The following is a 26,682-nucleotide window of genomic DNA, read 5'->3' on the forward strand; positions in this document are numbered from 1 at the left end:
ACGTCGCATATGAACATGACCCGCCGCGGCTTCGGCGCCTTCGCCGCGGCCGCTTTATCGACACCCGCACTGGCCGCATCCCGCAGCGCCGCCCCACGCCTCATCAAACCCCCGCGCCTGCGCCCCGGTGACCTGGTCGGCCTGGTCGCCCCCGGCGGCTACGCCAGCGACCGCGTCATCGAAAAATCGGTGCGCAATATCGAAGCGCTCGGCCTGCGCGTGAAACTGGGGACCTACCTGCGCGCCGTCCACGGCAATTACGCCGGCTCGGTGCAGCAGCGCCTGGCCGACCTGCATGCGATGGTCGCGGACCCGGAAGTGAAGATGATCTGGCCGGTGCGCGGCGGCTCCGGTTGCATCTCGCTGCTGTCCGGCCTGGACTACGGCCTCATTCGCCGCAACCCCAAGATCCTGCTCGGCTACTCGGACATCACGGCCCTGCACCTGGCCATCCACAAGCGCACCGGCCTGGTGGGCTTTCATGGCCCGGTGGCCTCGTCCACGCTGGCGGATTACTCGCGCGAGCACATGCTGGCGGTGCTGTGCGAACCTCGCCCCACGTACACCATCCCGATGGCGCCGGAGAACGCGGTGAAGGCGCAGACCGAGCCGCAGTTCGGCATCCGCACCTTCACGCAGGGCGTGGCCACCGGGCCGCTCATCGGCGGCAACCTGTCGCTGCTGGCGGCGCTGTGCGGCACGCCCTACGCACCGGACTTCCGTGGCGGCCTGCTGTTCGTGGAGGAGGTCGGCGAGGCGCCGTACCGGCTCGACCGCATGCTGATGCAGCTCGACCTGGCTTTCGGTTTAGCGAATGCGGCCGGCGTCATGGTAGGGGTGTGCGAGGATTGCAAGCCGGAGGCGGGCGAGCGTGCTTTGACCCTGGACGAGACGCTGGACGAGCATTTGAAACCGCTCGTGGTGCCGGCGGCGAGCGGCTACTCGGTCGGCCACATCCGCCACCAGTTCACGGCGCCGGTGGGCGTGCGCGCAAGGCTCGATACGGCGGCGCAAACGGTGACCTTGCTGGAGCCGGCCGTTTCGTAGGCCGCCGTTACGGTCGAATCAAGATCAAAGGGCGCGCGCGATCAGGATCTTCTGGATGTCGCTGGTGCCTTCGTAGATCTGGCACACGCGCACGTCGCGGTAGATGCGCTCGACCGGGAAGTCGGCGACGTAGCCGTAGCCGCCGAAGACCTGCATCGCATTCGACACCACCCGTTCGGCCATCTCGGAGGCGAACAGCTTGGCCATCGCGGCTTCCTTCAGGCAGGGCAGGCCCGCATCCTTCATCGAGGCCGCATGCAGGATCAGCTGGCGCGCCGCCTCGATCTGCATCGCCATCTCGGCCAGGCGGAACTGCACCGACTGGTGCTCGAAGATCGGCTTGCCGAAGCTGGTCCGGTCCTTGGCATAGGCGAGGGCCGCTTCATACGCCGCGCGCGCCATGCCGACCGACTGCGAGGCGATGCCGATGCGGCCGCCCTCGAGGCCCGACAGGGCGATCTTGTAGCCCATGCCTTCCTCGCCGATCAGGTTCGCGGCCGGGACGCGGCAGTTGTCGAACACGATCTGCGCGGTGTCGGAGGAGTGCTGGCCCATCTTTTCCTCGATGCCGGCGACGATGTAGCCGGGCGTATTCGTCGGCACCCAGAAGGCGCTGATGCCCTTCTTGCCGGCGGCCTTGTCGGTGACCGCCATGACGATGGCGACGTCGCCATACTTGCCGCTGGTGATGAACTGCTTCGAACCATTGATGACGTACTCGTCGCCATCCTTGACTGCCGTGGTGCGCAGGGCCGAGGCGTCGCTGCCGGTGTGCGGTTCGGTCAGGGCGAAGGCGCCCAGCATCTCACCCTGCGCCAAAGGACGAAGGAAGCGTTCCTTCTGCTCGTCGTTCGCGTACATCATGGCGATACTGCAGACCGGGCAGTTGTTCACCGAGATGATGGTCGAGGTGCCGCCATCGCCGGCCGCGATCTCTTCCAGCACCAGGGCCAGCGACACGTAGTCGAGGCCCGCGCCGCCGTACTGCTCCGGCACCGCCACGCCGAAGGCGCCCAGGCGGGCCAGTTCCTTCAGCTCGTCCTTGGGAAAATAGTGTTCGCGGTCCCAGCGCGCGGCGTTGGGGGCCAGGCGCTCCTGCGCATAGCTGCGCAGGGCGTCGCGGATCATCTGGTGTTCTTCGCTGAGAATCATCGTGTCTCGTTCGTTGTTATAGGTAGTCGTGGATTACCACGGGATCGGCGTGCCGTCGTGGTCGAGGAAAGCGCCGTTGCCGGACTTGTCCACCTTGGCGAGCGTGGCGCGCAGGTCGCGCACGCTTTGTTCCGGCGTCAGGGTCGCGCCGGAGCCGCCCATGTCGGTCTGCACCCAGCCCGGGTGGAAGGATACGCAGGTCACGCCTTGCGCGCCATAGGTGATGGCGGCGTCGGCCAGCACCGAGTTCAGTGCGGCCTTGCTGGCGCGGTACAGCGTGCCCTCGGTGCCGCTGCGGGCGCCGATCGAACCCATTTTCGAGGACAGCACGGCCAGCTTGCCGCGGGTGTCGGCCAGCAGCGGGCCGACGATCGGGATCAGGCGCATCGCCCCCAATACGTTGGTGTGCATGACGGCGTCGAATTCGGGGCCGGTCGGGAAGCCCGAGCCGGAGGGGCCGTAGACGCCGGCCACCAGCCAGGCCACGTCGATCTTCTCGTCGTCGAGCCGCCAGCCCAGCGCGGCGATCGAATCGGCGCTCGTCACGTCCAGCTGGTGGGCGGTGGCGCCCATCTGCGTCAGCTCGTCGCAGTCTTCCTGCTTGCGGGCGGTGGCGATCACGCGCCAGCCCTCAAGGCGGTATTGGCGCACCATCTCGTGGCCGATGCCGCGCGAGGCGCCGAGGATCAGGACGGTAGGCATGACAGGCTCCTTGTAGAATTGATTCAATACGATGCGTGATCAATGGAGCAAAAGCCGCCACATTGATCACGATTTGTATGACACCTTACACCAGCTCGATCGCCATCGCGGTCGCTTCACCGCCGCCGATGCACAGCGAGGCCACGCCGCGCTTGCCGCCGGTACGCTTGAGCGCACCCAGCAGGGTCACGATGATGCGCGCGCCCGAGGCGCCAATCGGGTGGCCCAGGGCGCAGGCGCCGCCATGGATGTTGACCTTGCTGTGCGGGATGTCGAAGTCGCGCATGGCGGCCATCGGCACCGCGGCGAAGGCTTCGTTGATCTCGAACAGGTCGACGTCGCCGGCAGTCCAGCCGGTCTTCTTGAAGAGTTTGCGCATCGCGCCGATCGGGGCGGTGGTGAACAGGTTCGGTTCCTGGGCGTGCGTAGCGTGGCCGAGGACGCGCGCGATCGGAGTGAGGCCCAGTTCCTTGGCCTTCGATTCGCGCATCATCACCAGCGCCGCGGCGCCGTCGTTGATCGACGAGGACGAGGCGGCGGTCACGGTGCCATCCTTCTTGAAGGCGGGCTTGAGCGACGGGATCTTGTCGATCTTGGCCTTCAGCGGGCCCTCGTCCTTCTCCACCACCAGCTCGCCGGTGCGGGTGGCGACCGAGACCGGCGCGACTTCCCAGTCGAACCAGCCTTCGTTGTTGGCGGCTTGCGCGCGCTTCACGGATTCGATCGCGAAGTTGTCCTGGTCTTCGCGCGAGAACTGGTAAGTGGCCACGCACTCTTCGGCGAAGGTGCCCATTGAGCGGCCTTCGCCGGTCTTCTCGTTGCGCGAGTAGGCGTCTTCCAGGCCGTCCATCATCATGTGGTCGAACATCGGCGCGTGGCCGATGCGGTAGCCGCCGCGCGCCTTCGGGATCAGGTAGGGCGCGTTGGTCATCGATTCCATGCCGCCCGCGACGACGATGTCGGCGCTGCCGGCGACCAGCTGGTCGTGGGCGAAGATCGCGGCCTGCATGGCCGAACCGCACATCTTGGAGAGGGTCACGGCGCCGGTGGAGAGCGGCAGGCCGGCCTTGATCAGCGCCTGGCGCGCCGGGGCCTGGCCCTGGCCGGCCATCAGGCAGTTGCCGAAGTAGACATGCTCGACGCTGTCGGCATCGACACCAGCGCGCTCCACCGCGGCCTTGATCGCCACCGCGCCGAGGTCGCTCGCCGTCTTCGAGGAAAAATCGCCCTGGAAGGCGCCCATCGGGGTACGGGCGGCGCCAACGATAACGACTGGATCATTCATTGTGTAAGGTCTCCAAAAGGGATGGCGCTGGGTCGGGTTTCGCTTGCGCCGTGGTGGGGAAGAAACGGATTTGCTGGGGATAGGGGAAGACGTCGTCGACGACGCCGGCCAGTATGCGGTCCTTGTGGGACTGCCAATACGCGCGGGTCAGAAGTTCCGCGTGATGTTGCATGAAATGGTGGCGGATGGCCGGATTTCCAAGCAGGAAGCGGCCAAACTGTTCCGGAAATACATCGTGCTTGCCGATCGGGTACCAGGGCTCCGCCGCCATCTCGTCCTCCTCGTTGCGCGCCTGCGGGATGTCGCGGAAGGTGCAGTCGGTCAGGTATTCGATCTCGTCGTAATCATAGAACACGACCCGGCCGTGGCGGGTGACGCCGAAGTTTTTATACAACATATCGCCGGGGAAGATATTCGCTGCGACCAGGTCCTTGATCGCATTCCCGTATTCGATCACGCCGCGCGCCAGGGCATCCTCGTCATCCCGCGCCAGGGCCTCGTCGAGGTAGAGATTCAGCGGCACCATGCGGCGCTCGATGTACAGGTGGCGCACGATCAGGCGTTCTCCTTCGATCTCGACCAGCGAGGGCGCGAACGCCTTCAGCTCGGCCAGCAATTCTTCCGAGAAGCGTGCCAGCGGGAAGGCCACGTCCGAGTATTCGAGAGTGTCGGCCATGCGCCCGACCCGGTCGTGGTGCTTCACCAGGAGGTATTTTTGCTGGACCTGGGCACGCGTCGTCTCCTTGGGCGGCGGATACCAGTCCTTGATCACCTTGAACACATAGGGGAAGGACGGCAGTTCGAACACCAGCATCACCAGGCCGCGGATGCCGGGCGCGCTGCGGAAGGCGTCCGAGCTGTGCTTCAGGTGCTGCAGGAAGTCGCGGTAGAACAGGGTCTTGCCCTGTTTCTGCAGGCCCAGCACCGTGTAGATCTCGCTGCGCGGTTTGCGCGGCATCAGGCTGCGCAAGAACTGCACGAACGCGGAGGGCACTTCCATGTCTACCAAAAAGTAAGCGCGCGTGAAGCTGAACAGCAGGGTGATGTGGTAGGGGTCCGTCAGCACCGTATCGAGAGCCAGCTGGCCGCTGGGCTCGTACAGTACCGGGATCACGAAGGGGTAGTCGCGCGGGCCGTTGATGGCGCGGCCGACGATGTAGGCGCCCTTGTTGCGAAAGAAGGGGCTGGACAGCACCTGCAGCTGCAGGTTCGCTTCGGCGCGGTCGATGCCGAAGGCGTCCAGCATGCGCGCCTCCACCAGGGCGACGTCGCGCGCCAGGTCGGCGAACGGCACGTCCAGCTGGAAGTTCGTCACCACGCGCGTCAATGCCGTGCGCAGGCCGTCGGCCGCGGGGTAGTAGACGCGGTAGGTCGGTTGCGGCTCGTCGGTCTCGATGTACTCGGTCGAGATCACCGGGCGCACGAACAGGTGGTCGTTGTTGTAGTAGCTGCGGTGCAGGATGCGGCAACTCACCGAGTTGAAGAAGGTCTCGGCCAGTTCCGGCTGCTTGTGGCCAGAGAGCAGGCCGATGTAATGCAGCTTGGTTTCGCGCCAGACGCGGTCCGTCAGATCCTGGTGGCTGTAGTCGTCCTCGAGAATGTGCACACATTCCTGCACACGCCGGTCGTAGTAATCGATGCGCTCGCGCGCGGCGTGCTGCGCCGTGGCCCAGTCGGCCGTCTCGAAATGGCGCCGCGCCTGCCGGCTGGCCTGGCGGAACAGGCGGTAATGCTTGTCGAAGCCGTCCAGGATGGTGCGCGCGATGTCGAAGGCGATCTGGGAAGACAGCAGTTTGGGAAACGCTTGCTCGGTCATCGTTCGTCTCGCGCTAGTTGGCCCAAAGGCCGTCGTACGCGCCACTGGCGCCTACGACTTCCGGCGAAGGTTGGAACCCAAGTTTCTCTGCGTACCTACTACTCTGGATGCAAGTGGCGCGCTACGAAACTGGATCCCGGCCTCGCCGGAATGACGAATCATGAGGTAGCGAAAAAAGGATGTTCCGCCACCTTCACAGTTTTACATCGTCTCGCCAAACAACTCACGCCCGATCAGCATGCGGCGGATCTCGCTGGTGCCGGCGCCGATCTCGTACAGCTTGGCATCACGCCACAGACGGCCCACCGGATACTCGTTGATGTAGCCATTCCCGCCCAGCGTCTGGATCGCCTCGCCCGCCATCCAGGTCGCCTTCTCGGCGCTGTACAGGATGGCGCCGGCCGCATCCTTGCGCAGCGCACGCACCTGCTCCGGCGTAGTCGCGCGGTCGCAAGCCTGGCCGACGGCATACACATACGCGCGGCAAGCCATCATGGTCGAGTACATGTCCGCGATCTTGCCCTGCATGAGCTGGAACTCGCCGATCGCCTGGCCGAACTGCTTGCGCTCATGAATATACGGCACGACCGCATCCATGCAGGCCGACATGATGCCCAGCGGACCGCCCGACAGCACGGTGCGCTCGAAGTCCAGGCCCGACATCAGGACGTTGACGCCCTTGCCGACGCCGCCCAGCACGTTCTCGACCGGCACTTCGCAGTCCTGGAACACCAGTTCGCCGGTGTGCGAGCCGCGCATGCCCAGCTTGTCCAGCTTCTGGGCGATCGAGAAACCCTTGAAGCCTTTTTCGATCAGGAAGGCGGTCATGCCGCGCGGGCCCGCTTCCAGGTCGGTCTTGGCGTACACCACCAGGGTGTCGGCGTCCGGACCGTTGGTGATCCACATCTTGGTGCCGTTCAGCACGTAGCGGTCGCCCTTCAGCTCGGCCTTCAGCTTCATGCTGACGACGTCCGAGCCGGCATTCGGTTCCGACATGGCCAGCGCGCCGACGTGCTCGCCCGAGATCAGCTTCGGCAGGTACTTGCGCTTCTGCTCTTCGTTACCGTTGCGCTTGATCTGGTTCACGCACAGGTTCGAGTGGGCGCCGTAGGACAGGCCGACCGAGGCCGAGGCGCGCGAGATTTCTTCCATGGCGACGATGTGCGCCAGGTAGCCCATGTTGGCGCCGCCGTATTCCTCGCCGACGGTGATGCCGAGCAGGCCGAGTTCGCCCATCTTCTTCCACAGGTCCATCGGGAACTGGTCGCTGCGGTCGATCTCGGCAGCGCGCGGGGCGATTTCGGCTTCGGCGAACTGTTGAACGGCTTCGCGCAGCGCGGCGATGTCTTCGCCATGGTCAAAGGTCAGGCCTGGGAGATGCAGCATGTCGTCCTCACGGTGAACGGTGGTTGAGCAGAATAGGATGGATCATACTCGCCTCTTACGTTAACGTAAACGTCAACCAAGCGGCCGAAAAAAGCCGGACCGACAGTCCGGCGGGTGATTCAGGCGGCGTTCCTGGACGCCGCAGTTTCCGCCAGCAGCCGGCGGCATTCTTCTTCATGCGCCGAGATTTCTCCCAGCGCCATTTCGATGTCCGCACGCTGTTGTTCCAGCGTCTCGCGCTGGTGGGCCAGCACGCCGAGGAAGCGGTCGATCTGGGCCACGGTGTCGCGTGGCGACTCGTACATGTCGACAATGCTCTTGATTTCCGACAGGGTCAGGCCGAGGCGCTTGCCGCGCAGGGTCAGTTTCAGCCGGGTCCGGTCGCGCGGCGTGTAGACGCGGTTGCGTCCGCCGACACCTTCGCGCTTGGGACTGAGCAGCCCCTGGTCTTCATAGAAGCGGATGGCGCGGGCCGTGATGTCGAATTCGCGGGCCAGTTCGGCGATGGTGTAGGTGACCATGGTTCTTCGGGTGCAGGGAAGGGCAATGCGCAAATGCCTTACAATCGAACGGCCTGCGCGCATTTCCGTTTACGTTAACGTTAATGCATTGTAGCGCGACCGCCACCTTTGAAACACGAAAGTTTTCCATGAACCCGCTCGAAGCCCAGCTGGATTATCCCTTTGGCGACACCATCCCCGCCCCCGGCGCCGTGCAGACGGTGGTCCCGGGCCTGGCCTGGATCCGCATGCCGCTGCCCTTCGCGCTCGACCACATCAACCTGTGGCTCTTGGCAGACGAATGCGAACAGAACGGCGAGCGCCGCAGCGGCTGGAGCGTGGTCGACAGCGGCGCCGGCACCGACGCCACACGTTCCGCATGGGAGCAAGTACTTACTGATGGGCTCGAAGGCGCGCCGCTGCTGCGGGTATTCGCCACCCACTGCCACCCCGACCATGTCGGCCTGTCCGGCTGGCTGAGCGAGCGCTTCGACGCGCCGTTCGTGACCACCGCCGCCGAGTTCGGCTTCGCGCGCATGATGGCCGCCGCGCTGTCCGGCGTCGACGGTCCCTCGGCCATCCCTCACTTCGAGCGCCACGGCCTGACCGACCCGGCCATGCTCGAGCAGATGCGCGGCCGCAGGAATTATTATCCCTCGCTGGTGCCGAGCGTGCCGGAAGCCTACACCCGCCTGCAGGATGGCGACATGGTGTCCATCGGCGGGCGTGGCTGGCGCGTTATTACCGGATTCGGCCACTCGCCCGAACATGCCTCGCTGTACTCTGAAGAACTGAACATTTTGATATCGGGTGATATGATCTTGCCAAGGATTTCGACGAATGTATCGGTGTTTGCAGTCGAACCGGAGGGTAATCCGCTGCAGCGCTATCTCGATTCCATCGAAAATTTAACAAAATTGCCGGAAGACACACTTGTGCTCCCTTCCCACGGCAAACCCTTCCGCGGCCTGCAACCCCGCATCGCCCAGCTGCGCGAACACCATACGGCGCGCCTGGCGGAAGTGGTCACCGCCTGTATTACACCCCGCTCCGCCGTCGACATCGTCCCCATTATGTTCCGGCGCCAGCTCGATGCCCACCAGCTGAGTTTCGCTCTAGGCGAGGCACTTGCCCACCTGCACAAGCTTTGGTACGACGGGATTCTGCGCCGCACGCATGATGTCGATGGTGTATTTCGCTTCCAGCTCGCCTGAGTGGTACAGCATTCAAATTGTCTAGACAAATACTGTTGGTTAACAGCACATATTGCGCTGACACGCCCTTGCCTTTCAGCTATATTTTCGTTCCCCAAATGGGGAATTGGCGGTATATTTTTCTGTTTATGAAATGTGCAAATTCTCTTAAATAATCACATCTTTGTTACATTTTAAGAGTATGATTGTCAGCGAGGCTTCTCAGCAGTGAAGCCGGCCGTCCACACGGGCTCATGTCCCAAGATTGTAAGTATCTCTCAATGAATTCAACCAATGAACGGGAGAGTTTCAGCGAGCGTCTGCAGCAGGCGCTGAAGAACGCCCACTATTCTCCCGATAGTCCTACCCGTCTCGCGAGAGAGTTTAACATCCGTTTCGAAGGCCGTCCGATCACGGTCCATGCCGCCCGCAAATGGCTGGTCGGCGAAGCCATTCCTACCCAGGAAAAGCTGCGCATGATCGCCCAATGGCTGGGCGTGCCTGCAGACTGGCTGCGCTTCGGCGGGGCCGAGCACGCCGGCGCCGGTAGCGAAGGCAATGGCGCTGCCGGCGCCCGCTTCGAGTCCGCCGACGTCAAGCTGATTGCAGATTTACAACGTCTTGACGAACACCACCGTCAGCTCGCCCGTGAGTTCATCCGCATGCTCGTGCGTATGAACCATGCAAAAGCCGAGCAAAAATAGTTTCGTAGCCGCACCTTTTCGTGAGTCCGGGAACGCACAAACCGTCCCGGCTGGTACATAATCTGTGCGGGGGCGCGCGGTTTCGCCGCCACCGGTCACGTCAAGGAGCAGCTGCCGTATGCGAAACAACTACGCCAACACCGCCCAGCTCAAGGAACTGATGACCGCACCGCCGATGACGGCGGCGCGCCATGCCGAGGTGATGCGACAACGCAATGCCCGGCGGCGGATGCTCGAAGAAGCGCGCGAGGCCAAGAAGGCCGGCGATCCGGTCTTCGACGGCGACAAACGCTAGGAACCAGGCAGGCGCCGCATCACGCATCCGGCGTGCCTTTCATGCCGCCCCAGCGCGGAGCGTGGGCATTGTCGAGCCCGAGCAGGTCGATCGCCCGGTCGACCGTGTGCTCGACCATTTCCTCGATCGTCGCGGGACGGTGATAGAAGCTCGGCAGGGGCGGGAACACGATGCCGCCCATCTCGGTCACGGCCGTCATGTTGCGCAGGTGCGCCAGGTTGAAGGGCGTTTCCCGCACCATCAGCAGCAGCCGGCGCCTTTCCTTCAGCACCACGTCCGCCGCGCGCGCGACCAGGTTGTCCGACAGCCCGTGGGCCACGGCCGCCAGCGTCTTCATGGAGCAGGGAGCGATCACCATGCCGTCGGCTTGGTATGACCCGCTGGCGATCGACGCGCCGATGTCGCGGTTGCGATGCACGACGTGCGCCAATGCTTCGGCGTCGCGCCGCTGCAGGCCGAGTTCCTGGTGCAGGGTAAGGGAGGCGGCGTCGGACAGCACCAGGTGGGTCTCGACGCCGGGCGTCGCGCCCAGCCGCTTCAGCAGCTGGACGCCATAGACCGCGCCGGTCGCACCCGTGATGGCGACGATGATCCGGCGTGGACGGTCAGCCATCGGCTCAGCCGTTTTTCAGCAGGGCTTGCAGCTCGCCCGAGTCGTACATCTCGTTCATGATGTCGGAACCGCCGACGAACTCGCCGCGCACGTACAGCTGCGGGATGGTCGGCCAGTTCGAGTAATCCTTGATGCCCTGGCGGACTTCCGCGTCTTCCAGCACGTTGACGGTGGCGATGTTGTCGACGCCGCAGGCTTTCAGGATCTGGATGGCGCGGCCGGAGAAGCCGCATTGCGGGAATTGGGCGGTACCTTTCATGAAGAGCACGACCGGGGTGTTGGTCACGGTGTCTTTGATCCAGGTTTGAACGTCGCTCATGTTTATGCCTTGAGTAGAAATGGGTGGATGGCGCCATTTTATAAGAATTCGGCAGGGCAGGCATGGCCGGCCGATGGCGCCGATGCGTTGTTTCTTAGTATGATGGCCGGCTTATCACTATTCCGGAGTCCAGCACCGTGACGACCTACCGCGGCTACGCCACCATGCCCACGCCCCTGATGTGGCTGCTCGCCCTCCTCTTCGGCGCGCCGGCCCTGTACGACTTGACCGTGGACGGAGCCGGCATGCCGCGCCAGGAATTCGTGCACAACCTGGCGCGCCTCGCCGTCGGCCTGTTCTCGTTGTACTGCGCGCTGCGGGTACAGCAAGGCAGGCGCGATATGCTGGCCTCGCGCAATACCGTCATCGCCGGCCACCTGTGCTGGGCCTTCCTGGGGGTGATGCTGCTGTTCAAGCTTGGCCAGTACCTCGGGCTGGCCATTCTCTGACGTCCTGGACTGCGGTATGATCGCCCGTTCATCGATTACCCGGTCCTCGCCATGCAACAACCACCCCGTCGCGGCCCTTCGGCCGGCGGCAACTTCGTCATCGCCACCCTGCTCGGCATTCCGGGCCTGGTCAACCTGTTCGCCGGCTTCACGCGCGGCAGCGCCGGCGAAATCATCTGCGGCCTCGCGGCGCTCGCCTACGCCGGGCTGTTGGTGCGCGACGGCCTGTCGATCCGCAAGACCGGGCTGCCGGCCATGCCGCAGGCGCGCATGCTGCTGATCGGTTTCGGATTCCTGAGCGTGTACATGATTGGCTTGTTCCTCAAGCACCGCGGCTGAGTTTTTTCTTATTGTTAGCTGCAAGACCGTCGCACCGACGCAGGTCGGTGCCCAAGTTTGCACGCATATCGGCTGCTCATCCGAAGTTAGGCACCGGCCTGCGCCGGTGCGACGGCTCTGGGGCTAACGGTGTGGTCTAGAAAAGCGGCTTGCCGAGGCAGACTGATACGGGATTGTCGACGTACTTGCCCCATGCTGGCGCTTCCGCGTAGCCGTGGCGGCGGTAGAAATCCACCGCGCGCGTGTTGATGCGGCGCGTGGACAAGCGCACTTCGGCGTAGCCGAGTCGGGCGGCATGCGCTTCCAGCGCAGCCAACAGCGGTGCGCCCGCGCCGCTGCCGGCGCGCGCATACATGCGCTTGATTTCGCCGACGTCGCCTTCCAGCGGCCGCAGCGCGCCGCAGCCCAGCGCAGTGCCGTCTTCCGCGCGCGCGATCAGGAACACGGCGCGCGGGCCGCGCACATCGTCCGCGTCGAACGACGAGGCGCCGCTATCGCCCGTGATCGCAGCCAGCGCCGCATCGAGTTCCGCGATGAGCGGCCCGACGAGTGTGTGAAAAATTCGTCTATGGCTGCGTTGCCTCGTCTCGCCGTACGAGTGTACTGTCTTCGACTCCGCGCCTTGCCATAGCCGTTTTTTCACACCCTCGACGTCCGGGCTGCCGGGATCGATGGGCGCGACCTCCATCACCCGATTACTTCTTCAGCTTCGCAAACGCCGCCATCATCGCGCCGCCCGCCGCTGCCGGCGCCGCCTTTTCCTGGCGCTGATGCTGCCCCATACGCTTGCGGTCGTCGCGGTCGCCGCGCTGTTGCGGCTGGGCGCCAGGCTGCGGCGCCGCATCGGTCAGGCGCATGGTGAGCGCGATGCGCTTGCGCTTGGCGTCGACTTCCAGCACCTTCACCTTGACCACCTGGCCGGCCTTGACCACCGTGTGCGGATCCTTCACGAAGGTGTTCGACAGCGCCGAGATGTGCACCAGCCCATCCTGGTGCACGCCGATGTCGACAAAGGCGCCGAAGGCCGCGACGTTGGTCACCACGCCTTCCAGGATCATGTCCGGACGCAGGTCGGAAATCTCTTCCACGCCTTCCTTGAAGGTCGCGGTGGTGAATTCCGGACGTGGGTCGCGCCCCGGCTTTTCCAGCTCCTTCAGGATGTCGCTCACGGTCGGCACGCCGAATTTTTCGTCCGCATACTTTGCAGGATTCAGCGACTTGATCAGCGCGGCGTCGCCGATCACGGCCTTCATCTCGCGCTTGATGTCGCCCAGGATGCGCTCGACCACCGGATACGATTCCGGGTGCACCGCCGACGCGTCCAGCGGGTTCTCGCCATTCATCACGCGCAGGAAGCCGGCCGCCTGCTCGAAGGTCTTGTCGCCCAGCCGCGGCACCGCCTTCAAGGCGGCACGCGATGCGAACGCGCCCTTCATGTCGCGGTAAGTCACGATGCTCTGCGCCACGCTCGAGGACAGGCCCGACACGCGCGCCAGCAGCGGCGCCGAGGCGGTGTTCACGTCCACGCCGACCGCGTTCACGCAATCCTCGACCACCGCGTCGAGCGAGCGCGCGAGCTGGGTCTGCGAGACGTCGTGCTGGTACTGGCCGACGCCGATACTCTTCGGATCGATCTTCACCAGTTCCGCCAGCGGATCCTGCAGGCGGCGCGCGATCGAGACCGCGCCGCGGATCGAGACGTCCAGGTCCGGCAGTTCGCGCGAGGCGAATTCGGAGGCCGAATACACCGAGGCGCCGGCTTCCGACACGACGATCTTGGTCAGCTTCAGTTCCGGACGCGCCTTGATCAGGTCCGCGGCCAGCTTGTCGGTCTCGCGCGAAGCGGTGCCGTTGCCGATCGAGACCAGCGACACGTTGTGCTTGGCCGCCAGCTGGCCCAGCACGTGCAGCGAGCCGTCCCAGTCGTTCCTCGGCTGGTGCGGGTAGATGGTGGCGGTGTCGACCACCTTGCCGGTGGCGTCGACCACGGCGACTTTCACGCCGGTGCGCAGGCCCGGGTCCAGGCCCATGGTGGCGCGCGGGCCGGCCGGCGCGGCCAGCAGCAGCGCCTTCAGGTTGCGCGCGAAGACGTTGATGGCGTCGCCCTCGGCCTTGTCGCGCAGCGCGCCCATCAACTCGGTCTCGATGTAGACGGAGCTCTTCACGCGCCAGGTCCAGCGTGCGGTATCCAGCAGCCATTTGTCGGCCGGACGGGCGGCGGACTTGATGCCGAAGGCGGCGCAGATGCGGCTTTCGCACGGATTGTGCGGGGCATCCCACTTCGGTTTTTCAAGCTCGGTATCGAGGCGCAGGTTCACGTCAAGCACACCTTCGCGGCGGCCGCGCATCAGCGCCAGCGCGCGGTGGGAAGGCACGGTGGAAAGCGTCTCCGAATAATCGAAGTAGTCGGCGAACTTCTCGCCTTCCTCCTCCTTGCCGGCGACGACCTTCGATTCGACCACGCCGTGCTCCTGCACGTATTCGCGCAGCGATTGCAGCAGCGCCGCGTCCTCGGCGAAGCGCTCCATCAGGATCTGGCGCGCGCCGTCCAACGCCGCCTTGGCGTCCACCACGCCCGGGTTGGCGCCGCCATCCGCATTGGTGAAGGCTTCGCGCAGGTAGCTTGCCGCCACCGCGTCCGGATCGAGCGACGGGTCGGCCAGCAAGGAATCCGCCAGCGGCGCCAGGCCCGCCTCGATCGCGATCTGCGCCTTGGTGCGGCGCTTCTGTTTATAGGGCAGGTAGAGGTCTTCGAGACGGGTCTTGTCCTCGGCCAGCGCGATCGACTGCATCAGTTCCGGCGTCATCTTGTTCTGCTCGGTGATCGAGGCGACGATCGCGGCGCGGCGGTCTTCGAGCTCGCGCAGGTAGCGCAGGCGTTCTTCCAGCAGGCGCAGCTGGATGTCGTCGAGTCCGCCGGTGGCTTCCTTGCGGTAGCGCGCGATGAAGGGGACGGTGGCGCCTTCGTCGAGCAGGGCGACGGCGGCGGCAACCTGGGCCGGTTTGGCGGACAGTTCGATGGCTAGGCGTTGTTCGATGGATGGCAGCATGTGTGGTTCAGAAGTGAAGCGGGAGGTCAAGCGAACAATGATGGTGCAAACGCGGACGATGCGCCAGTCTTGACAGGCACACCCCGATCATGCGAGAACAGAAGGTTGAACAAACGAACACGGCGCTGCTCCAGGATGGAGCAGACAAGAAGTGCTCGCTAAGTGCGATTCCGAACAAAACGGAAGTGTCCGGATGACGGATAATGTTCGTTATTGTCGTTTTTAATACAGACACACGAGACCCAATGCACACAGTCGATTATCAGCGCGAGAACGCCAGCGATGCACCCACCGCCCGCGCTCCCGCACGCGCTCCCGCCTTGCCCGCGCCGGTGGTGAGCTGGTTGCAAAGGGTCGAAGCCGCGGCGCATCCGCAGCCCAGGATCACCGACGAGGTCGCCGATCCGAAGGCGGTCCAGTACAAATTCGTCTACGTGATGGCGCCCACCAGTGGCGGCCGCCACGTCGCCATCTGCCTGTGCAAGGCGCGCCTGCGGCCGAACGGCGACGTCGCCGCCGCCAGCCCGGTGAGCGAAGTGTTCTCGCTGCTGTCGGCCCCGCCCGCCTACCTGGAAGGCGACGACGTCGACCTGGTGCGCTTCTTCATCGCCATGCGCAGCGGCTCGGCCCAGGGCACCAGCGCGACCGAACCGAAAGGCAAAGTCGGCGCCATCCTGCTGCAGATGCTGCTCGAGCAGGGCAAGCTGCTGTGGGCGAACTCCTGGTCCGACATGGCCAACGGCCTGGTGTATCCGCTGCAGGCCGGCCCGACCCGCCTGGCCAGCCTGGCCTGGCGCGACGAAGGCCGCGTGGCCAAGCTCGGCTGGTCGGTGGAGCCGGCCAAGGGCGCGACCCACAGCGGCGCCGACCTGATCGACTACATGCTGCCGACCGACCCGCCGTGGTATATCGACAACCTGTCGATCGGCCCGCTGGAACTGAATCGCGGCGGCATCGACATTTCGCTGGCCGAACTGCAGGCGCTGGTGGCGCAAGCTCCCACGCTCACCGGCACCGACAAGAAGCGCGTCTCGCAGCTGCTGCTGGCGCACGGCCTGCAGCAATTGATGCCGCTGCCGCAGCCGCTGACCCAGCGCCTGCGTAATGATGTAAAACCAATTCCGCACCTGCTGCTGGAGTCGGTGCAGCTGGCCGACGGCGGCGCGCCGCGCTGGCACGACTACGCCGTGCTGGCCTACGACTACGACGGCCAGCGCGTCTCCTTCGACCCGGCCCAGCGCGTGGTGCGCCAGATCGGCGACGTTACCGAAGTCATCGAACGCGATCCGAAGGCCGAGTCCGAGGCGCTCAACAAGCTGAACGAGATGGGCTTCCGCAAGCCCGTCACCGCGCCTTTCAATGCGATGCCCGGCGCCCTGGTGCTGGACAGCCAGGCGCACTGGCTGCGCTTCGCCGAGGGCGACCTCGATGCGCTGTCCGACGCCGGCTGGCATGTGCAGAAGTCCGCCAAGTACCGCTACGACACGGTCGCGGTCGAGGACTGGTATGCCGACATTGACGAACCGATCGAGGCCGGCAATGCCTGGTTCGAGCTGGAGCTCGGCATCGTGGTGGCGCGCAAGCGCGTGCCGCTGCTGCCGGTGCTGGTGCAGCTGATCCGCAGCGCCCCGGCCGACTTCGACCCGGCCGTGCTGGCCGCCCATGCCGAAGGCGACCAGATGCTGGCCAGCTTGCCGGACGGCGTGCGCGTGGCGCTGCCGTGGGGCCGCCTGAAACCGATCCTGGCGACCCTCGGTGAGCTCTACTTCAACGACAAGATCAAGGCGCGCATGCGCATGTCGACCCTCGATGCGGCGCGCCTGGAAGACCTGGCGCGCGGCCTCGAGCTGCGCTGGACCGGCGGCGAGCGCCTGCGCGAAACCGGCCGCAAGCTGAGCCAGTTCGGCGCGGTGAAGAAGGTCGAGCCGCCGAAGGGCCTGCAGGCCACCCTGCGCGACTACCAGCTCGACGGCCTGTCGTGGATGCAGTTCCTGCGCGAGTACGACCTGGGCGGCATCCTGGCCGACGACATGGGCCTTGGCAAGACCGTGCAGACCATCGCCCACATCCTGATCGAAAAGGAAGCCGGGCGCCTGACCAGCCCGGCTCTGGTGATCGCCCCGACCAGCCTGATGACCAACTGGTTCGACGAAGCCGCGCGCTTCGCGCCGAGCCTGAAGGTGCTGCTCCTGCAGGGCAAGGAGCGCGTCGACCTGTTCGACCAGATCAAGGACGCCGACATCGTCCTGACCACCTACGCGCTGCTGCCGCGCGACGAAGAGAAGCTGCGCGAGCACCACTATCACCTGGTGATCCTGGACGAATCGCACTACATCAAGAACACCCGCTCCAAGGCGGCGCAGACGGCCGGCTCGCTCAGCGCCAGCCACCGCCTGTGCCTGTCCGGCACGCCGCTGGAAAACCACCTGGGCGAACTGTGGTCGCAGTTCCACTTCCTGCTGCCGGGCCTCTTGGGCGACGAGAAGACCTTCAACAACCAGTTCCGCCACCCGATCGAACGCCAGGACGACACGGTGCGCCGCACCCTGCTGAGCCGCCGCATCAAGCCCTTCCTGCTGCGCCGTACCAAGGATCACGTGGCCAAGGAACTGCCGGAGAAGACCGAGATGGTGCGCCGCATCGAGCTCTCCGGTCCGCAGCGCGACCTGTACGAGACCGTGCGCCTGGCGATGGACAAGAAGGTGCGCGAGGAGATCGACCGCAAGGGCGTGGCGCGCAGCCAGATCGTCATCCTGGAGGCGCTGCTGAAGCTGCGCCAGGTCTGCTGCGACCCGCGCCTGGTGAAGGCGATGCCGGCCAAGAAGAACTCGGCGCCGGTATCGGCCAAGCTGGCCGACCTGATGCAGATGGTCGAAGACCTGCTGCAGGAAGGCCGCAAGATCCTGGTGTTCTCGCAGTTCACCAGCATGCTGTTCCTGATCGAGGAAGAGTTGGCTGCGCGCGGCATCCACTACGCGCTGCTCACCGGCGAAACCCGCGACCGCTCGGCCCAGGTCGCCGCCTTCCAGCAAGGCGCGGTGCCGATCTTCCTGATCAGCCTGAAAGCCGGCGGCGTCGGCCTGAACCTCACCGCGGCCGACACCGTGATCCACTACGATCCGTGGTGGAACCCGGCGGCCGAAAACCAGGCCACCGACCGCGCCTGGCGTATCGGGCAGGATAAACCCGTGTTCGTCTACAAGCTGATCGCGAAGGGCACGCTGGAAGAGAAGATCCAGCTGCTGCAGCAGAAGAAGTCGGAGCTGGCGCAGTCGATCCTGTCGGAAGGCGAATCGCAGAAGATGGCGCTGACGCAGGAAGACCTGCAGGCGATCTTCGCGCCGCTGGAAGACAACGCCTCATAAATCGAAGTCGCGTTTTTCGTAGAGGGTGTGAAAAAACGGCCATCGCAGCCATGGACGAATTTTTCACACCCTCGTAGGGTGGGCGGGTCCCCCGCCCACGCGGTGATAGTTGAATGATGAATTGCCGCGCAGGTGGATCATGCGTTCGCCCACCCTACAAAAGCGATCAATCACGAGCAACATAAAGAAAAAGGGCGACTGGTTCTCACCAGCCGCCCTTCTTGTTGCGTCAATACGGATTACTTGTAAAACGCCTCGACCTTGCCTTTCAGCTTGATCAGCATCGGCTTGCCCTTGCGGTCGAGCGTGCGGCCGGCGGCGACCTTGATCCAGCCTTCGCTGATGCAATACTCTTCCACGTCGTGGCGGTCCTTGTCGTTGAAGCGGATGCCGATTTCGCGCTGGAAGACGTCGCGGTCATGAAAAGGGCTGCTCGGGTCGATCGAGAGCCGGTCCGGGAGTTGGGGGAGGGAAGTGGTATCGTTCATGAGGCGAATTATCCCCCAACTGCGCTCTCCGTGGCGCAAACTTGTGGTTAGAGGAAGCGCTCGCTTGTCTGTACAAACGGCCGGGCTGGGCGATATACTGCCCCACACCCTTTTGTCCATCGCCCACAGAAAGCGCTCCCCGATGACCCGTCGCCCGGATGCATCCACCACCGCAGCAAGCCGGCACACGACGGGCGCCGGCATGGGCGAGCAGTTCCGCGTCATCGCCGAACTCGCCGGCGACATCGCCTTCAGCATCGACCTGCCCGCGCGCACGCTGCGCTACCTGAGCCCCGCCTTCACCGCCGTGTTCGGCCACGCGCCCGAGGCGCTGCAGGATGCGATCGACGGCGCCGGCGCGCTCGAAGCCCTCGGCCCGCTCGGCATGGTCCTCGCGGGCAGCATGGGTGCGCCAGGCGAACGCACAAGCCAGGAAGTCGACATCCGCAACGCCGACGGCCACCCGGTCGGCCTGCAGGTAATCTCGACCCTCGTGCACGGCGACGATGGCGGCGAGTCGCTGGTGGGCCTGCTGCGCGACCTGACGCCGCAGCGCACCCACCTGGCCGACCAGCGCCGCTTCGCGAGCATGCTGAACCACGAATTCCGTACCCCGCTGGCCACCATCGACGGCGCGGTGCAGCGCCTGGAAGCGACCGCGCACAACGCCGACGAGCCGACCCGCCAGCGTTATCGCAAGATCGCGGTGGCGACCGACCGCCTGATCGCGATGCTCGACGAATACCTGTCGCCGGACCGCATGGCGGCGATCGGCAAGGTGCGCCAACCGAACACGACCGCCCCGAACGAGCTGCTGGAAGGCGGCGCGGTCCAGGTGCGCGAAGCCGGACGCGAAGCGAAGATCGCGTCGAATGCGCAGGCGCTGGCATTGCGCGGCGAGCCGGAAGGCCTGCGCCTGGCATTGAAGGTCCTGGTCGACAACGCGCTGCTGTATTCGCCGCCCGGCACCCGGGTCACGCTGGGCGCGCGCCGCAGCGGCAACGGCGTCGAATTCACGGTGCGCGACGAGGGCGAGGGCGTGCCGCCCGAGGACGTGGCATGCATCTTCGACAAGGGCTACCGCGGCCGCAATGCGGACGGCCTGCCGGGCAGCGGCCTGGGCCTGTACATGGCGCGCTCGATCGTCGACGTCCATGGCGGCATGCTGCGCCTGGCGGAGGGCGCCGGCGGGGCCGAATTCCGGCTCTGGCTGCCGGCGCTGGAAGATGGCGGACAACAACGACTTGCCTCATCCAGCCTCAGCAGTGATAATCGGAGCGATCAATAACATGGCTCCCGCATGACGCAGATACTGATTGTTGAAGACAATGGCGAATATGCAGACGACATGGCCGAGTTCCTGAGGGAGCTGGACCACGACGTCACGATCGCCAAGACCGCGAGCGAAATGTGGGCCGCGCTGACGCGCACCCCGGCCGCGGTCGTGGTGCTGGACCTCGGCCTGCCGGACGAGGACGGCTTCAACGTGATTCCGCGCATGCGCCAGCTGTATCCCGAGATCGGCCTGCTCGTATTGACGGGCCGCGTCGCCTTCGACCACCGCATCCTCGGCCTGCGCCTGGGCGCCGACCATTACCTGACGAAGCCGATCAAGTTCCCCGAACTGGCCGCCCACATCGAGGCCCTCGACCGCCGCGTGCGTCCCGCCGACCCTGCCCCCGCGCCGAGCAAGTGGACCCTGCGCGTGAGCGCGCGCCAGCTCGAGCTGGGCGGCAAGGTGATCGACCTGACCGAAAAGGAGTGCAACTTCCTGCACCTCCTGACCATCAACACCCGCCCCGTACCGCGCCAGGTGATCGTCGCCGGCATGGGCGGCGAAGACCCCGACGCCAGCCGCCGCGTCGACATGCTGGTCTACCGCCTGCGCAAGAAAGCCCGCTCCGGCCTCGGCCAGGACCTCCCCCTGCGCAGCGCCTACGGCGAAGGCTACAGCCTCTCCGCCGGCTTCACCCTCGCCTGACCCCAACCCTGGGGTCAGAGTCGAATTATTGAGCAATTGCCAAAATTTGCCCGATTTCCAATTAGGGTCAGAGTCAAATTATTGAGCAATTGCTCTGAAATTTAATAGGGTCGGAGTCGAATTGTTGGGCAATTGACCAGAGTCTCCCATTCCCATGCCCATGATTTGGCGAGCTCAACCATAATTGGGGACAGAGTCAACCGTATTTCGACGACCCTTGAGATTAATTGGGGACAGAGTAAAGTTTCTCGGCTAAAATAACTGCTCAACTTTTGAGCATGCCATGGCCCGCCTCCCCCGACTCATCATCCCGAACCAGCCGCACCACGTCATCCAGCGCGGTAACAACCGCCAATTGATCTTCCGGGAAGAGGTGGACTACGGGAAATTCCTGGCCTGGCTCAAGGAAGCGGCGCGCTTCTACCAGGTGGCGATTCATGCCTATGTGCTCATGCCCAACCACATACACTTGCTCGCCACCCCATCCGACGCCACCGGCCTGGCGCTGATGATGCAGAAGGTCGGCCGCTTCTACGTCCCCTGGTTCAACCACAAGTACCAGCGCACCGGCGGCCTGTTCGAGGGACGTTTCCGCACCTCGCTCATCGATACGGAAAGCTATTTCCTGGCCTGTAGCCGGTATATCGAGTTGAATCCCGTGCGCGCCGGCCTCAGCGCGGGGCCGCTGGACTACCCCTGGTCGAGCTATGCCCACCACACCGGCGTGCGGGTCGACGGCCTGGTCACCGACCATCTTCTCTACTGGGGCATGGGCAACACCCCCTTCCAGCGCGAAGCCGCCTATACCGACCTGGTCATGCAGGGTATCCCGCAAGACGAGGTCGATTTCGTCACCACGTCTGTCCTCAAGAACCAGCCGCTGGGTTCGGATGCCTTCAAGGCCGAGCTCGAGCGCCGAACCAAGCGCCAGATCCTGCCGGCCAAGCGCGGCCGTCCCTTCCGCGAACCGATTCCGCCGCTCGCCTCGGCATAAAACGCAGACAGACCCATCGACGGCACGGTTATACGTGCCGTTTTTTTATGCACCGTCCTCGGCCGCAGACCCCTACTCAGCGTTATAAAACAACTACTTAAGCAAGCCGTCGAAAAGTGGATTGACTCTGTCCCCAATTAATCGCTCTCGCAAAAAGTTGTCAAACAATTCGACTCTGACCCTAATTATTCTTGTTGCCGTTTGTGTTGCGTTGCACTATTCTCGTTTTGACCCTGACCGCATTGTGGAGATTTCGAGAGATGGAAGCCCAAGGTTTGTACGATCCCGCCAACGAGCACGATGCGTGCGGCGTTGGATTCATCGCCCACATCAAGGGCAACAAGAGCCATTCGATCATCGAGCAGGGTCTATTGATCCTGAAGAATCTCGACCACCGTGGCGCCGTCGGCGCCGATGCGCTGATGGGCGATGGCGCCGGCATCCTGATCCAGATCCCGGACCAGTACTACCGCGACGAGATGGCCCGCCAGGGCGTCGAGCTGCCGCCGCCCGGTGAGTACGGCGTCGGCATGGTGTTCCTGCCGAAGGAGCACGCCTCGCGCATCGCCTGCGAACAGGAAATCGAGCGCGCCGTGCGCATCGAAGGCCAGGTGGTGCTCGGCTGGCGCAACGTGCCGGTCGACGAGACCATGCCGATGTCGCCCTTCGTCAAGGCCAAGGAGCCGGTGATCCGCCAGATCTTCATCGGCCGCGGCCCGGACATCATGGTGACCGACGCGCTCGAGCGCAAGCTCTACGTGATCCGCAAATCTTCCGGCCACGCGATCCAGGCCCTGAAGCTCATGCACGGCAAGGAATTCTTCGTGCCCTCGATGTCGGCCCGCACCATCGTCTATAAAGGCCTGCTGCTGGCCGACCAGGTCGGCGTCTACTACAAGGACCTGCAGGACCCGCGCTGCATCTCCGCGCTGGCCCTGGTCCACCAGCGCTTCTCGACCAACACCTTCCCCGAGTGGCCGCTGGCCCACCCCTACCGCCTGATCGCGCACAACGGCGAGATCAATACCGTGAAGGGCAATTTCAACTGGACCCGCGCGCGCGAAGGCATGCTCAAGTCCGCCGTGCTCGGCGAAGACCTGGGCAAGCTGTTCCCCTTGATCTATGAAGGCCAGTCCGACACCGCCTGCTTCGACAACGCGCTCGAGCTGCTGGTGATGGCCGGCTATCCGGTGGCCCAGGCGATGATGATGATGATCCCGGAAGCCTGGGAAAACCACACGTCGATGGACGACAACCGCCGCGCCTTCTACGAATACCACGCCGCGATGATGGAACCGTGGGACGGCCCGGCCGCCATGGCCTTCACCGACGGCCGCCACATCGGCGGCACCCTGGACCGCAACGGCCTGCGTCCGGCGCGCTACGTGATCACCGAGGACGACCTGGTCGTGATGGCGTCCGAATCCGGCGTGCTGCCGATCCCCGAATCGCGCATCGTCAAGAAGTGGCGCCTCCAGCCGGGCAAGATGTTCCTGATCGACCTCGAAGCCGGCCGCATCATCGACGACAAGGAACTCAAGGACACCTACTCGAACGCCAAGCCGTACAAGGCCTGGATCAAGTCGGTGCGCATCAAGCTCAATGAAATCAAGCTGCTTGAGTCCCAGCTGCTGCAGCACCGCGCCAAGGAAGCGCAGGGCGAGAAGACGGCCGTCACGCTGCTCGACCGCCAGCAAGCCTTCGGCTACACCCAGGAAGACCTGAAGTTCCTGATGGCGCCGATGGCCGTGCTGGCCGAGGAAGCCACCGGTTCGATGGGCAACGATTCGCCGCTGGCGGTGATGTCGAACAAGCTGAAACCCCTGTACCACTACTTCAAGCAGCTGTTCGCGCAAGTCACCAACCCGCCGATCGACCCGATCCGCGAAAGCATGGTGATGTCGCTGGTCTCCTTCATCGGCCCCAAGCCGAACCTGCTGGACACCAACAACGTCAATCCGCCGATGCGCCTGGAAGTCTCGCAGCCGGTGCTCGGCTTTGACGACATGGCGCGCCTGCGCAGCATCAGCCTGCACACCGGCGGCAAGTTCAAGTCGTATGAGCTGAACATCTGCTACCCGGTCGCCTGGGGCAAGGAAGGCATCGAAGCGTCGCTGGCTTCGCTGTGCGCGGAAGCGGTGGATGCGGTCAAGTCCGGCCACAACATCCTGATCATTTCGGACCGCGCGATGTCGCCTGAGCAGGTCGCGATTCCCGCGCTGCTGGCCACCTCCACCATCCACCAGCACCTGGTGGGACGCGGCCTGCGCGCCTCCACCGGCCTGGTGGTGGAAACCGGCTCGGCGCGCGAGACGCACCACTTCGCCCTGCTGGCCGGCTATGGCGCCGAAGCCGTCCACCCCTACCTGGCGCTGGAAACGCTGAGCGACCTGGCCCACAACCTGCCGCACGAGATGGATGCCGACAAGGCGATCTACAACTACACCAAGGCGATCGGCAAGGGCCTGATGAAGGTGATGTCGAAGATGGGCATCTCGACTTACATGTCCTACTGCGGCGCCCAGATCTTCGAAGCCGTGGGCCTGAACAAGTCGCTCGTCGACAAGTACTTCCGCGGCACCTCGTCGACCGTCGAAGGCATCGGCCTGTTCGAGGTGGCCGAAGAAGCGCTGCGCCTGCACACGCTGGCCTTCGGCGAAGACCCGCTGCTGGCCCACGCCCTCGACACCGGCGGCGAATACGCCTTCCGCGTGCGCGGCGAAGACCACCTGTGGACGCCGGACGCCATCGCCAAGCTGCAGCACTCGGCGCGCGCCAACAACTTCAGCACCTATAAGGAGTACGCCCAGATCATCAACGACCAGAGCCGCCGCCACCTGACCCTGCGCGGCCTGTTCGAGTTCCGCATCGATCCGTCGAAAGCGATTCCGCTGGACGAAGTCGAGCCGGCCAAGGAAATCGTCAAGCGCTTCGCCACCGGCGCGATGTCGCTCGGGTCGATCAGCACCGAAGCCCACGCCACGCTGGCGATCGCGATGAACCGCATCGGGGGAAAAAGCAACACGGGCGAGGGCGGCGAGGATCCGGCGCGCTACCTGAACGAATTCAAGGGCATCAAGATCAGCAAGGGCGAATCGCTGTCCTCGATCCTGGGCGGCGAGCGCGTGGTGGTCGACATCCCGCTGGAAGAAGGCGACTCGCTGCGCTCGAAGATCAAGCAGGTTGCCTCGGGCCGCTTCGGCGTCACCGCGGAATACCTGGCCTCGGCCGACCAGATCCAGATCAAGATGGCGCAGGGCGCCAAGCCGGGCGAGGGCGGCCAGCTCCCGGGCCACAAGGTGTCCGAGTACATCGCCAGCCTGCGCTTCTCGGTGCCGGGCGTGGGCCTGATCTCGCCGCCGCCGCACCACGACATCTATTCGATCGAAGACCTGGCGCAGCTGATCCACGATCTCAAGAACGTGAACCCGACCGCCTCGATCTCGGTGAAGCTGGTGTCGGAAGTCGGCATCGGCACCGTCGCCGCCGGCGTCTCGAAAGCCAAGGCCGACCACGTGGTGGTCGCAGGCCATGACGGCGGCACCGGCGCTTCGCCGCTGTCCTCGGTCAAGCACGCCGGCACGCCGTGGGAACTGGGCCTGGCAGAGACCCAGCAGACCCTGGTGCTCAATGGCCTGCGCAGCCGCATCCGCGTGCAAGCGGATGGCCAGATGCGCACCGGCCGCGACGTGGTGGTGGCCGCGATGCTGGGCGCCGACGAAATCGGCTTCGCGACCGCGCCGCTGGTGGTCGAAGGCTGCATCATGATGCGCAAGTGTCACCTGAATACCTGCCCGGTCGGCGTCGCGACCCAAGACCCGGTCCTGCGCGCCAAGTTCCAGGGCAAGCCGGAACACGTGGTGAACTACTTCTTCTTCGTGGCCGAGGAAGCGCGCCAGATCATGGCGCAGCTGGGCATCCGCAGCTACGACGAACTGATCGGCCGCACCGACCTGCTGGACAAGGCGCGCGCCATCGGGCACTGGAAGGCGCAGGGCCTGGACTTCTCGAACATCTTCTACCAGCCGAAGACGGATTCGCCGCGCGCCCTGTTTCACACCGACGGCCAGGACCACGGCCTGGACAAGGCGCTGGACCACAAGCTGATCGCCCAGGCCAAGGCCGCGCTGGAGAAGGGCGAACGCGTCTCCTTCATCTCGCCGGTGAAGAACCTGAACCGCACCGTCGGCGCCATGCTGTCGGGCGAAGTGGCCAAGCGCTACGGCCACGCCGGCCTGCCGGACGACACCATCCACATCCAGCTGCAGGGCACCGCCGGCCAGTCGGCAGCGGCCTTCCTGGCCAGCGGCATCACGATCGACCTGGTCGGCGAAGGCAACGACTACGTCGGCAAGGGCTTGTCGGGCGGGCGCATCATCGTGCGGCCGAACACCGAGTTCCGCGGCTGGGCGGTGGACAACATCATCGTCGGGAACACCGTGATGTATGGCGCGATCGCCGGCGAAGCCTTCTTCAACGGCGTGGCCGGCGAACGCTTCGCGGTGCGTAACTCGGGCGCCGTCGCGGTGGTCGAAGGCTGCGGCGACCACGGTTGCGAATACATGACCGGCGGGACGGTGGTGGTGCTGGGCGAAACCGGCCGCAACTTCGCGGCGGGCATGTCGGGCGGCGTCGCTTTCGTGTACGACCCGAACGGCGAGTTCGCCGGCAAGTGCAACACCTCGATGGTGAACCTGGAGCCGGTGCTGGCGACCAAGCAGCAGCCGGACAAGGCCGGCTGGCACAGCCAGACCAGGGGCAGCGAACGCGAATCGGACGAAACCATCCTGCGCCGCCTGATCGAACGCCACTTCAAGCACACGGGCTCCACCCGCGCGCGCAACCTGCTCGACGACTGGGCCAACAGCCGCGGCAAGTTCGTGAAGGTCTTCCCGACCGACTACAAGCGCGCGCTCGAGGAGATGCACAACTCGAGCATGGAAGAGGCGAACGACAAGATCGAGTTGGCGGCATAACACGCAACCTCAAACAACGTCGTCCCGG

Annotated in this window: 22 protein-coding genes; 11 read left to right on the plus strand and 11 right to left on the minus strand. The window is 64.8% G+C overall.

Features of this window, described 5'->3' with window-relative positions; all coding sequences use genetic code 11:
• The first annotated feature begins 9 nt into the window (after positions 1–9).
• On the plus strand, positions 10–1,047 hold the full coding sequence (locus LQ564_RS16385; protein WP_231059182.1) for a S66 peptidase family protein: 1,038 nt from the start codon (positions 10–12) through the stop codon (positions 1,045–1,047).
• Positions 1,048–1,071: 24 nt separating this feature from the next.
• On the opposite strand, the gene LQ564_RS16390 is transcribed toward LQ564_RS16385, so the two are convergent.
• The 6 genes from LQ564_RS16390 to LQ564_RS16415 form a co-directional block, all read right to left on the minus strand.
• Entirely contained in the window at positions 1,072–2,199 is a 1,128-nt protein-coding gene (locus tag LQ564_RS16390; protein ID WP_231059183.1) for an acyl-CoA dehydrogenase family protein, read from the minus strand.
• 33 nt (positions 2,200–2,232) lie between these two features.
• Entirely contained in the window at positions 2,233–2,901 is a 669-nt protein-coding gene (locus tag LQ564_RS16395) for an SDR family oxidoreductase (protein WP_231059184.1), read from the minus strand.
• A gap of 85 nt (positions 2,902–2,986) precedes the next feature.
• The gene (locus LQ564_RS16400; RefSeq protein ID WP_231059185.1) at positions 2,987–4,186 is read right to left on the minus strand and encodes an acetyl-CoA C-acyltransferase; all 1,200 of its coding nucleotides are present in this window, start codon (positions 4,184–4,186) and stop codon (positions 2,987–2,989) included.
• The gene (gene aceK / locus LQ564_RS16405; RefSeq protein WP_231059186.1) at positions 4,179–6,002 is read right to left on the minus strand and encodes a bifunctional isocitrate dehydrogenase kinase/phosphatase; all 1,824 of its coding nucleotides are present in this window, start codon (positions 6,000–6,002) and stop codon (positions 4,179–4,181) included. Before aceK ends, LQ564_RS16400 begins: the two co-directional genes overlap by 8 nt.
• Before the next feature lie 201 nt (positions 6,003–6,203).
• The gene (locus LQ564_RS16410; RefSeq protein ID WP_231059187.1) at positions 6,204–7,388 is read right to left on the minus strand and encodes an isovaleryl-CoA dehydrogenase; all 1,185 of its coding nucleotides are present in this window, start codon (positions 7,386–7,388) and stop codon (positions 6,204–6,206) included.
• Positions 7,389–7,507: 119 nt separating this feature from the next.
• A complete protein-coding gene (locus LQ564_RS16415) occupies positions 7,508–7,909 on the minus strand; it encodes a MerR family transcriptional regulator (RefSeq protein ID WP_231059188.1) in 402 nt (133 codons plus the stop codon).
• Between the two features lie 128 nt (positions 7,910–8,037).
• Here LQ564_RS16415 and LQ564_RS16420 point away from each other — a divergent pair, with 128 nt between their 5' ends.
• From LQ564_RS16420 to LQ564_RS16430, 3 genes are all read left to right on the plus strand, one after another.
• Positions 8,038–9,102 (plus strand): MBL fold metallo-hydrolase, encoded by a 1,065-nt coding sequence (locus tag LQ564_RS16420; protein ID WP_231059189.1) that lies wholly within the window; start codon positions 8,038–8,040, stop codon positions 9,100–9,102.
• A 260-nt stretch (positions 9,103–9,362) separates the two neighbouring features.
• Positions 9,363–9,785 (plus strand): hypothetical protein, encoded by a 423-nt coding sequence (locus LQ564_RS16425; RefSeq protein ID WP_231059190.1) that lies wholly within the window; start codon positions 9,363–9,365, stop codon positions 9,783–9,785.
• Between the two features lie 118 nt (positions 9,786–9,903).
• Entirely contained in the window at positions 9,904–10,080 is a 177-nt protein-coding gene (locus tag LQ564_RS16430; protein ID WP_231059191.1) for a hypothetical protein, read from the plus strand.
• Positions 10,081–10,099: 19 nt separating this feature from the next.
• Here LQ564_RS16430 and LQ564_RS16435 read toward each other — a convergent pair whose 3' ends face one another.
• Together LQ564_RS16435 and grxD are read right to left on the minus strand one after the other, a co-directional pair.
• Positions 10,100–10,693 (minus strand): UbiX family flavin prenyltransferase, encoded by a 594-nt coding sequence (locus LQ564_RS16435; RefSeq protein ID WP_231059192.1) that lies wholly within the window; start codon positions 10,691–10,693, stop codon positions 10,100–10,102.
• Positions 10,694–10,697: 4 nt separating this feature from the next.
• Entirely contained in the window at positions 10,698–11,012 is a 315-nt protein-coding gene (gene grxD, locus LQ564_RS16440) for a Grx4 family monothiol glutaredoxin (RefSeq protein ID WP_231059193.1), read from the minus strand.
• A 137-nt stretch (positions 11,013–11,149) separates the two neighbouring features.
• On the opposite strand from grxD, the gene LQ564_RS16445 reads away from it, so the two are divergent.
• Entirely contained in the window at positions 11,150–11,461 is a 312-nt protein-coding gene (locus LQ564_RS16445; RefSeq protein WP_231059194.1) for a hypothetical protein, read from the plus strand.
• 51 nt (positions 11,462–11,512) lie between these two features.
• The gene (locus LQ564_RS16450) at positions 11,513–11,800 is read left to right on the plus strand and encodes a hypothetical protein (RefSeq protein ID WP_231059195.1); all 288 of its coding nucleotides are present in this window, start codon (positions 11,513–11,515) and stop codon (positions 11,798–11,800) included.
• Positions 11,801–11,936: 136 nt separating this feature from the next.
• Here the strand turns inward: LQ564_RS16450 and LQ564_RS16455 are convergent, their stop codons facing one another.
• Together LQ564_RS16455 and LQ564_RS16460 are read right to left on the minus strand one after the other, a co-directional pair.
• Complete coding sequence (locus LQ564_RS16455) at positions 11,937–12,488, minus strand: GNAT family N-acetyltransferase (RefSeq protein ID WP_231059196.1); 552 nt, start codon at positions 12,486–12,488, stop codon at positions 11,937–11,939.
• 7 nt (positions 12,489–12,495) lie between these two features.
• The gene (locus LQ564_RS16460; protein WP_231059197.1) at positions 12,496–14,850 is read right to left on the minus strand and encodes a Tex family protein; all 2,355 of its coding nucleotides are present in this window, start codon (positions 14,848–14,850) and stop codon (positions 12,496–12,498) included.
• A 245-nt stretch (positions 14,851–15,095) separates the two neighbouring features.
• Here LQ564_RS16460 and LQ564_RS16465 point away from each other — a divergent pair, with 245 nt between their 5' ends.
• The gene (locus LQ564_RS16465; protein WP_231059198.1) at positions 15,096–18,215 is read left to right on the plus strand and encodes a DEAD/DEAH box helicase; all 3,120 of its coding nucleotides are present in this window, start codon (positions 15,096–15,098) and stop codon (positions 18,213–18,215) included.
• A gap of 239 nt (positions 18,216–18,454) precedes the next feature.
• Here the strand turns inward: LQ564_RS16465 and LQ564_RS16470 are convergent, their stop codons facing one another.
• Positions 18,455–18,703, minus strand: a complete 249-nt coding sequence (locus LQ564_RS16470) for a DUF3297 family protein (RefSeq protein WP_231059199.1) — start codon at positions 18,701–18,703, stop codon at positions 18,455–18,457.
• Positions 18,704–18,845: 142 nt separating this feature from the next.
• Between LQ564_RS16470 and LQ564_RS16475 the strand changes: the two genes are divergently transcribed.
• The 4 genes from LQ564_RS16475 to LQ564_RS16490 all read left to right on the plus strand — a co-directional run bounded on the left by LQ564_RS16475 (position 18,846) and on the right by LQ564_RS16490 (position 26,654).
• Entirely contained in the window at positions 18,846–19,991 is a 1,146-nt protein-coding gene (locus LQ564_RS16475; RefSeq protein WP_231059200.1) for a PAS domain-containing sensor histidine kinase, read from the plus strand.
• 12 nt (positions 19,992–20,003) lie between these two features.
• Positions 20,004–20,684, plus strand: a complete 681-nt coding sequence (locus tag LQ564_RS16480; protein ID WP_036253354.1) for a response regulator transcription factor — start codon at positions 20,004–20,006, stop codon at positions 20,682–20,684.
• A gap of 283 nt (positions 20,685–20,967) precedes the next feature.
• On the plus strand, positions 20,968–21,678 hold the full coding sequence (locus tag LQ564_RS16485; protein WP_231059202.1) for a transposase: 711 nt from the start codon (positions 20,968–20,970) through the stop codon (positions 21,676–21,678).
• 260 nt (positions 21,679–21,938) lie between these two features.
• A complete protein-coding gene (locus LQ564_RS16490; protein WP_231059203.1) occupies positions 21,939–26,654 on the plus strand; it encodes a glutamate synthase-related protein in 4,716 nt (1,571 codons plus the stop codon).
• Positions 26,655–26,682: the final 28 nt, after the last annotated feature.

Source organism: Massilia phyllostachyos (genome assembly GCF_021044825.1).
Taxonomy (GTDB): domain Bacteria; phylum Pseudomonadota; class Gammaproteobacteria; order Burkholderiales; family Burkholderiaceae_D; genus Telluria; species Telluria phyllostachyos.

Excerpts from the sequence above, each read along its gene's own strand:
- LQ564_RS16385 (WP_231059182.1), top strand. The coding sequence starts at position 10 with ATGAACATGACCCGCCGCGGCTTCGGCGCCTTCGCCGCGGCCGCTTTA.
- LQ564_RS16390 (WP_231059183.1), bottom strand. The coding sequence starts at position 2,199 with ATGATTCTCAGCGAAGAACACCAGATGATCCGCGACGCCCTGCGCAGC.
- LQ564_RS16395 (WP_231059184.1), bottom strand. The coding sequence starts at position 2,901 with ATGCCTACCGTCCTGATCCTCGGCGCCTCGCGCGGCATCGGCCACGAG.
- LQ564_RS16400 (WP_231059185.1), bottom strand. The coding sequence starts at position 4,186 with ATGAATGATCCAGTCGTTATCGTTGGCGCCGCCCGTACCCCGATGGGC.
- aceK (WP_231059186.1), bottom strand. The coding sequence starts at position 6,002 with ATGACCGAGCAAGCGTTTCCCAAACTGCTGTCTTCCCAGATCGCCTTC.
- LQ564_RS16410 (WP_231059187.1), bottom strand. The coding sequence starts at position 7,388 with ATGCTGCATCTCCCAGGCCTGACCTTTGACCATGGCGAAGACATCGCC.
- LQ564_RS16415 (WP_231059188.1), bottom strand. The coding sequence starts at position 7,909 with ATGGTCACCTACACCATCGCCGAACTGGCCCGCGAATTCGACATCACG.
- LQ564_RS16420 (WP_231059189.1), top strand. The coding sequence starts at position 8,038 with ATGAACCCGCTCGAAGCCCAGCTGGATTATCCCTTTGGCGACACCATC.
- LQ564_RS16425 (WP_231059190.1), top strand. The coding sequence starts at position 9,363 with ATGAATTCAACCAATGAACGGGAGAGTTTCAGCGAGCGTCTGCAGCAG.
- LQ564_RS16430 (WP_231059191.1), top strand. The coding sequence starts at position 9,904 with ATGCGAAACAACTACGCCAACACCGCCCAGCTCAAGGAACTGATGACC.
- LQ564_RS16435 (WP_231059192.1), bottom strand. The coding sequence starts at position 10,693 with ATGGCTGACCGTCCACGCCGGATCATCGTCGCCATCACGGGTGCGACC.
- grxD (WP_231059193.1), bottom strand. The coding sequence starts at position 11,012 with ATGAGCGACGTTCAAACCTGGATCAAAGACACCGTGACCAACACCCCG.
- LQ564_RS16450 (WP_231059195.1), top strand. The coding sequence starts at position 11,513 with ATGCAACAACCACCCCGTCGCGGCCCTTCGGCCGGCGGCAACTTCGTC.
- LQ564_RS16455 (WP_231059196.1), bottom strand. The coding sequence starts at position 12,488 with ATGGAGGTCGCGCCCATCGATCCCGGCAGCCCGGACGTCGAGGGTGTG.
- LQ564_RS16460 (WP_231059197.1), bottom strand. The coding sequence starts at position 14,850 with ATGCTGCCATCCATCGAACAACGCCTAGCCATCGAACTGTCCGCCAAA.
- LQ564_RS16465 (WP_231059198.1), top strand. The coding sequence starts at position 15,096 with ATGCACACAGTCGATTATCAGCGCGAGAACGCCAGCGATGCACCCACC.
- LQ564_RS16470 (WP_231059199.1), bottom strand. The coding sequence starts at position 18,703 with ATGAACGATACCACTTCCCTCCCCCAACTCCCGGACCGGCTCTCGATC.
- LQ564_RS16475 (WP_231059200.1), top strand. The coding sequence starts at position 18,846 with ATGACCCGTCGCCCGGATGCATCCACCACCGCAGCAAGCCGGCACACG.
- LQ564_RS16480 (WP_036253354.1), top strand. The coding sequence starts at position 20,004 with ATGACGCAGATACTGATTGTTGAAGACAATGGCGAATATGCAGACGAC.
- LQ564_RS16485 (WP_231059202.1), top strand. The coding sequence starts at position 20,968 with ATGGCCCGCCTCCCCCGACTCATCATCCCGAACCAGCCGCACCACGTC.
- LQ564_RS16490 (WP_231059203.1), top strand. The coding sequence starts at position 21,939 with ATGGAAGCCCAAGGTTTGTACGATCCCGCCAACGAGCACGATGCGTGC.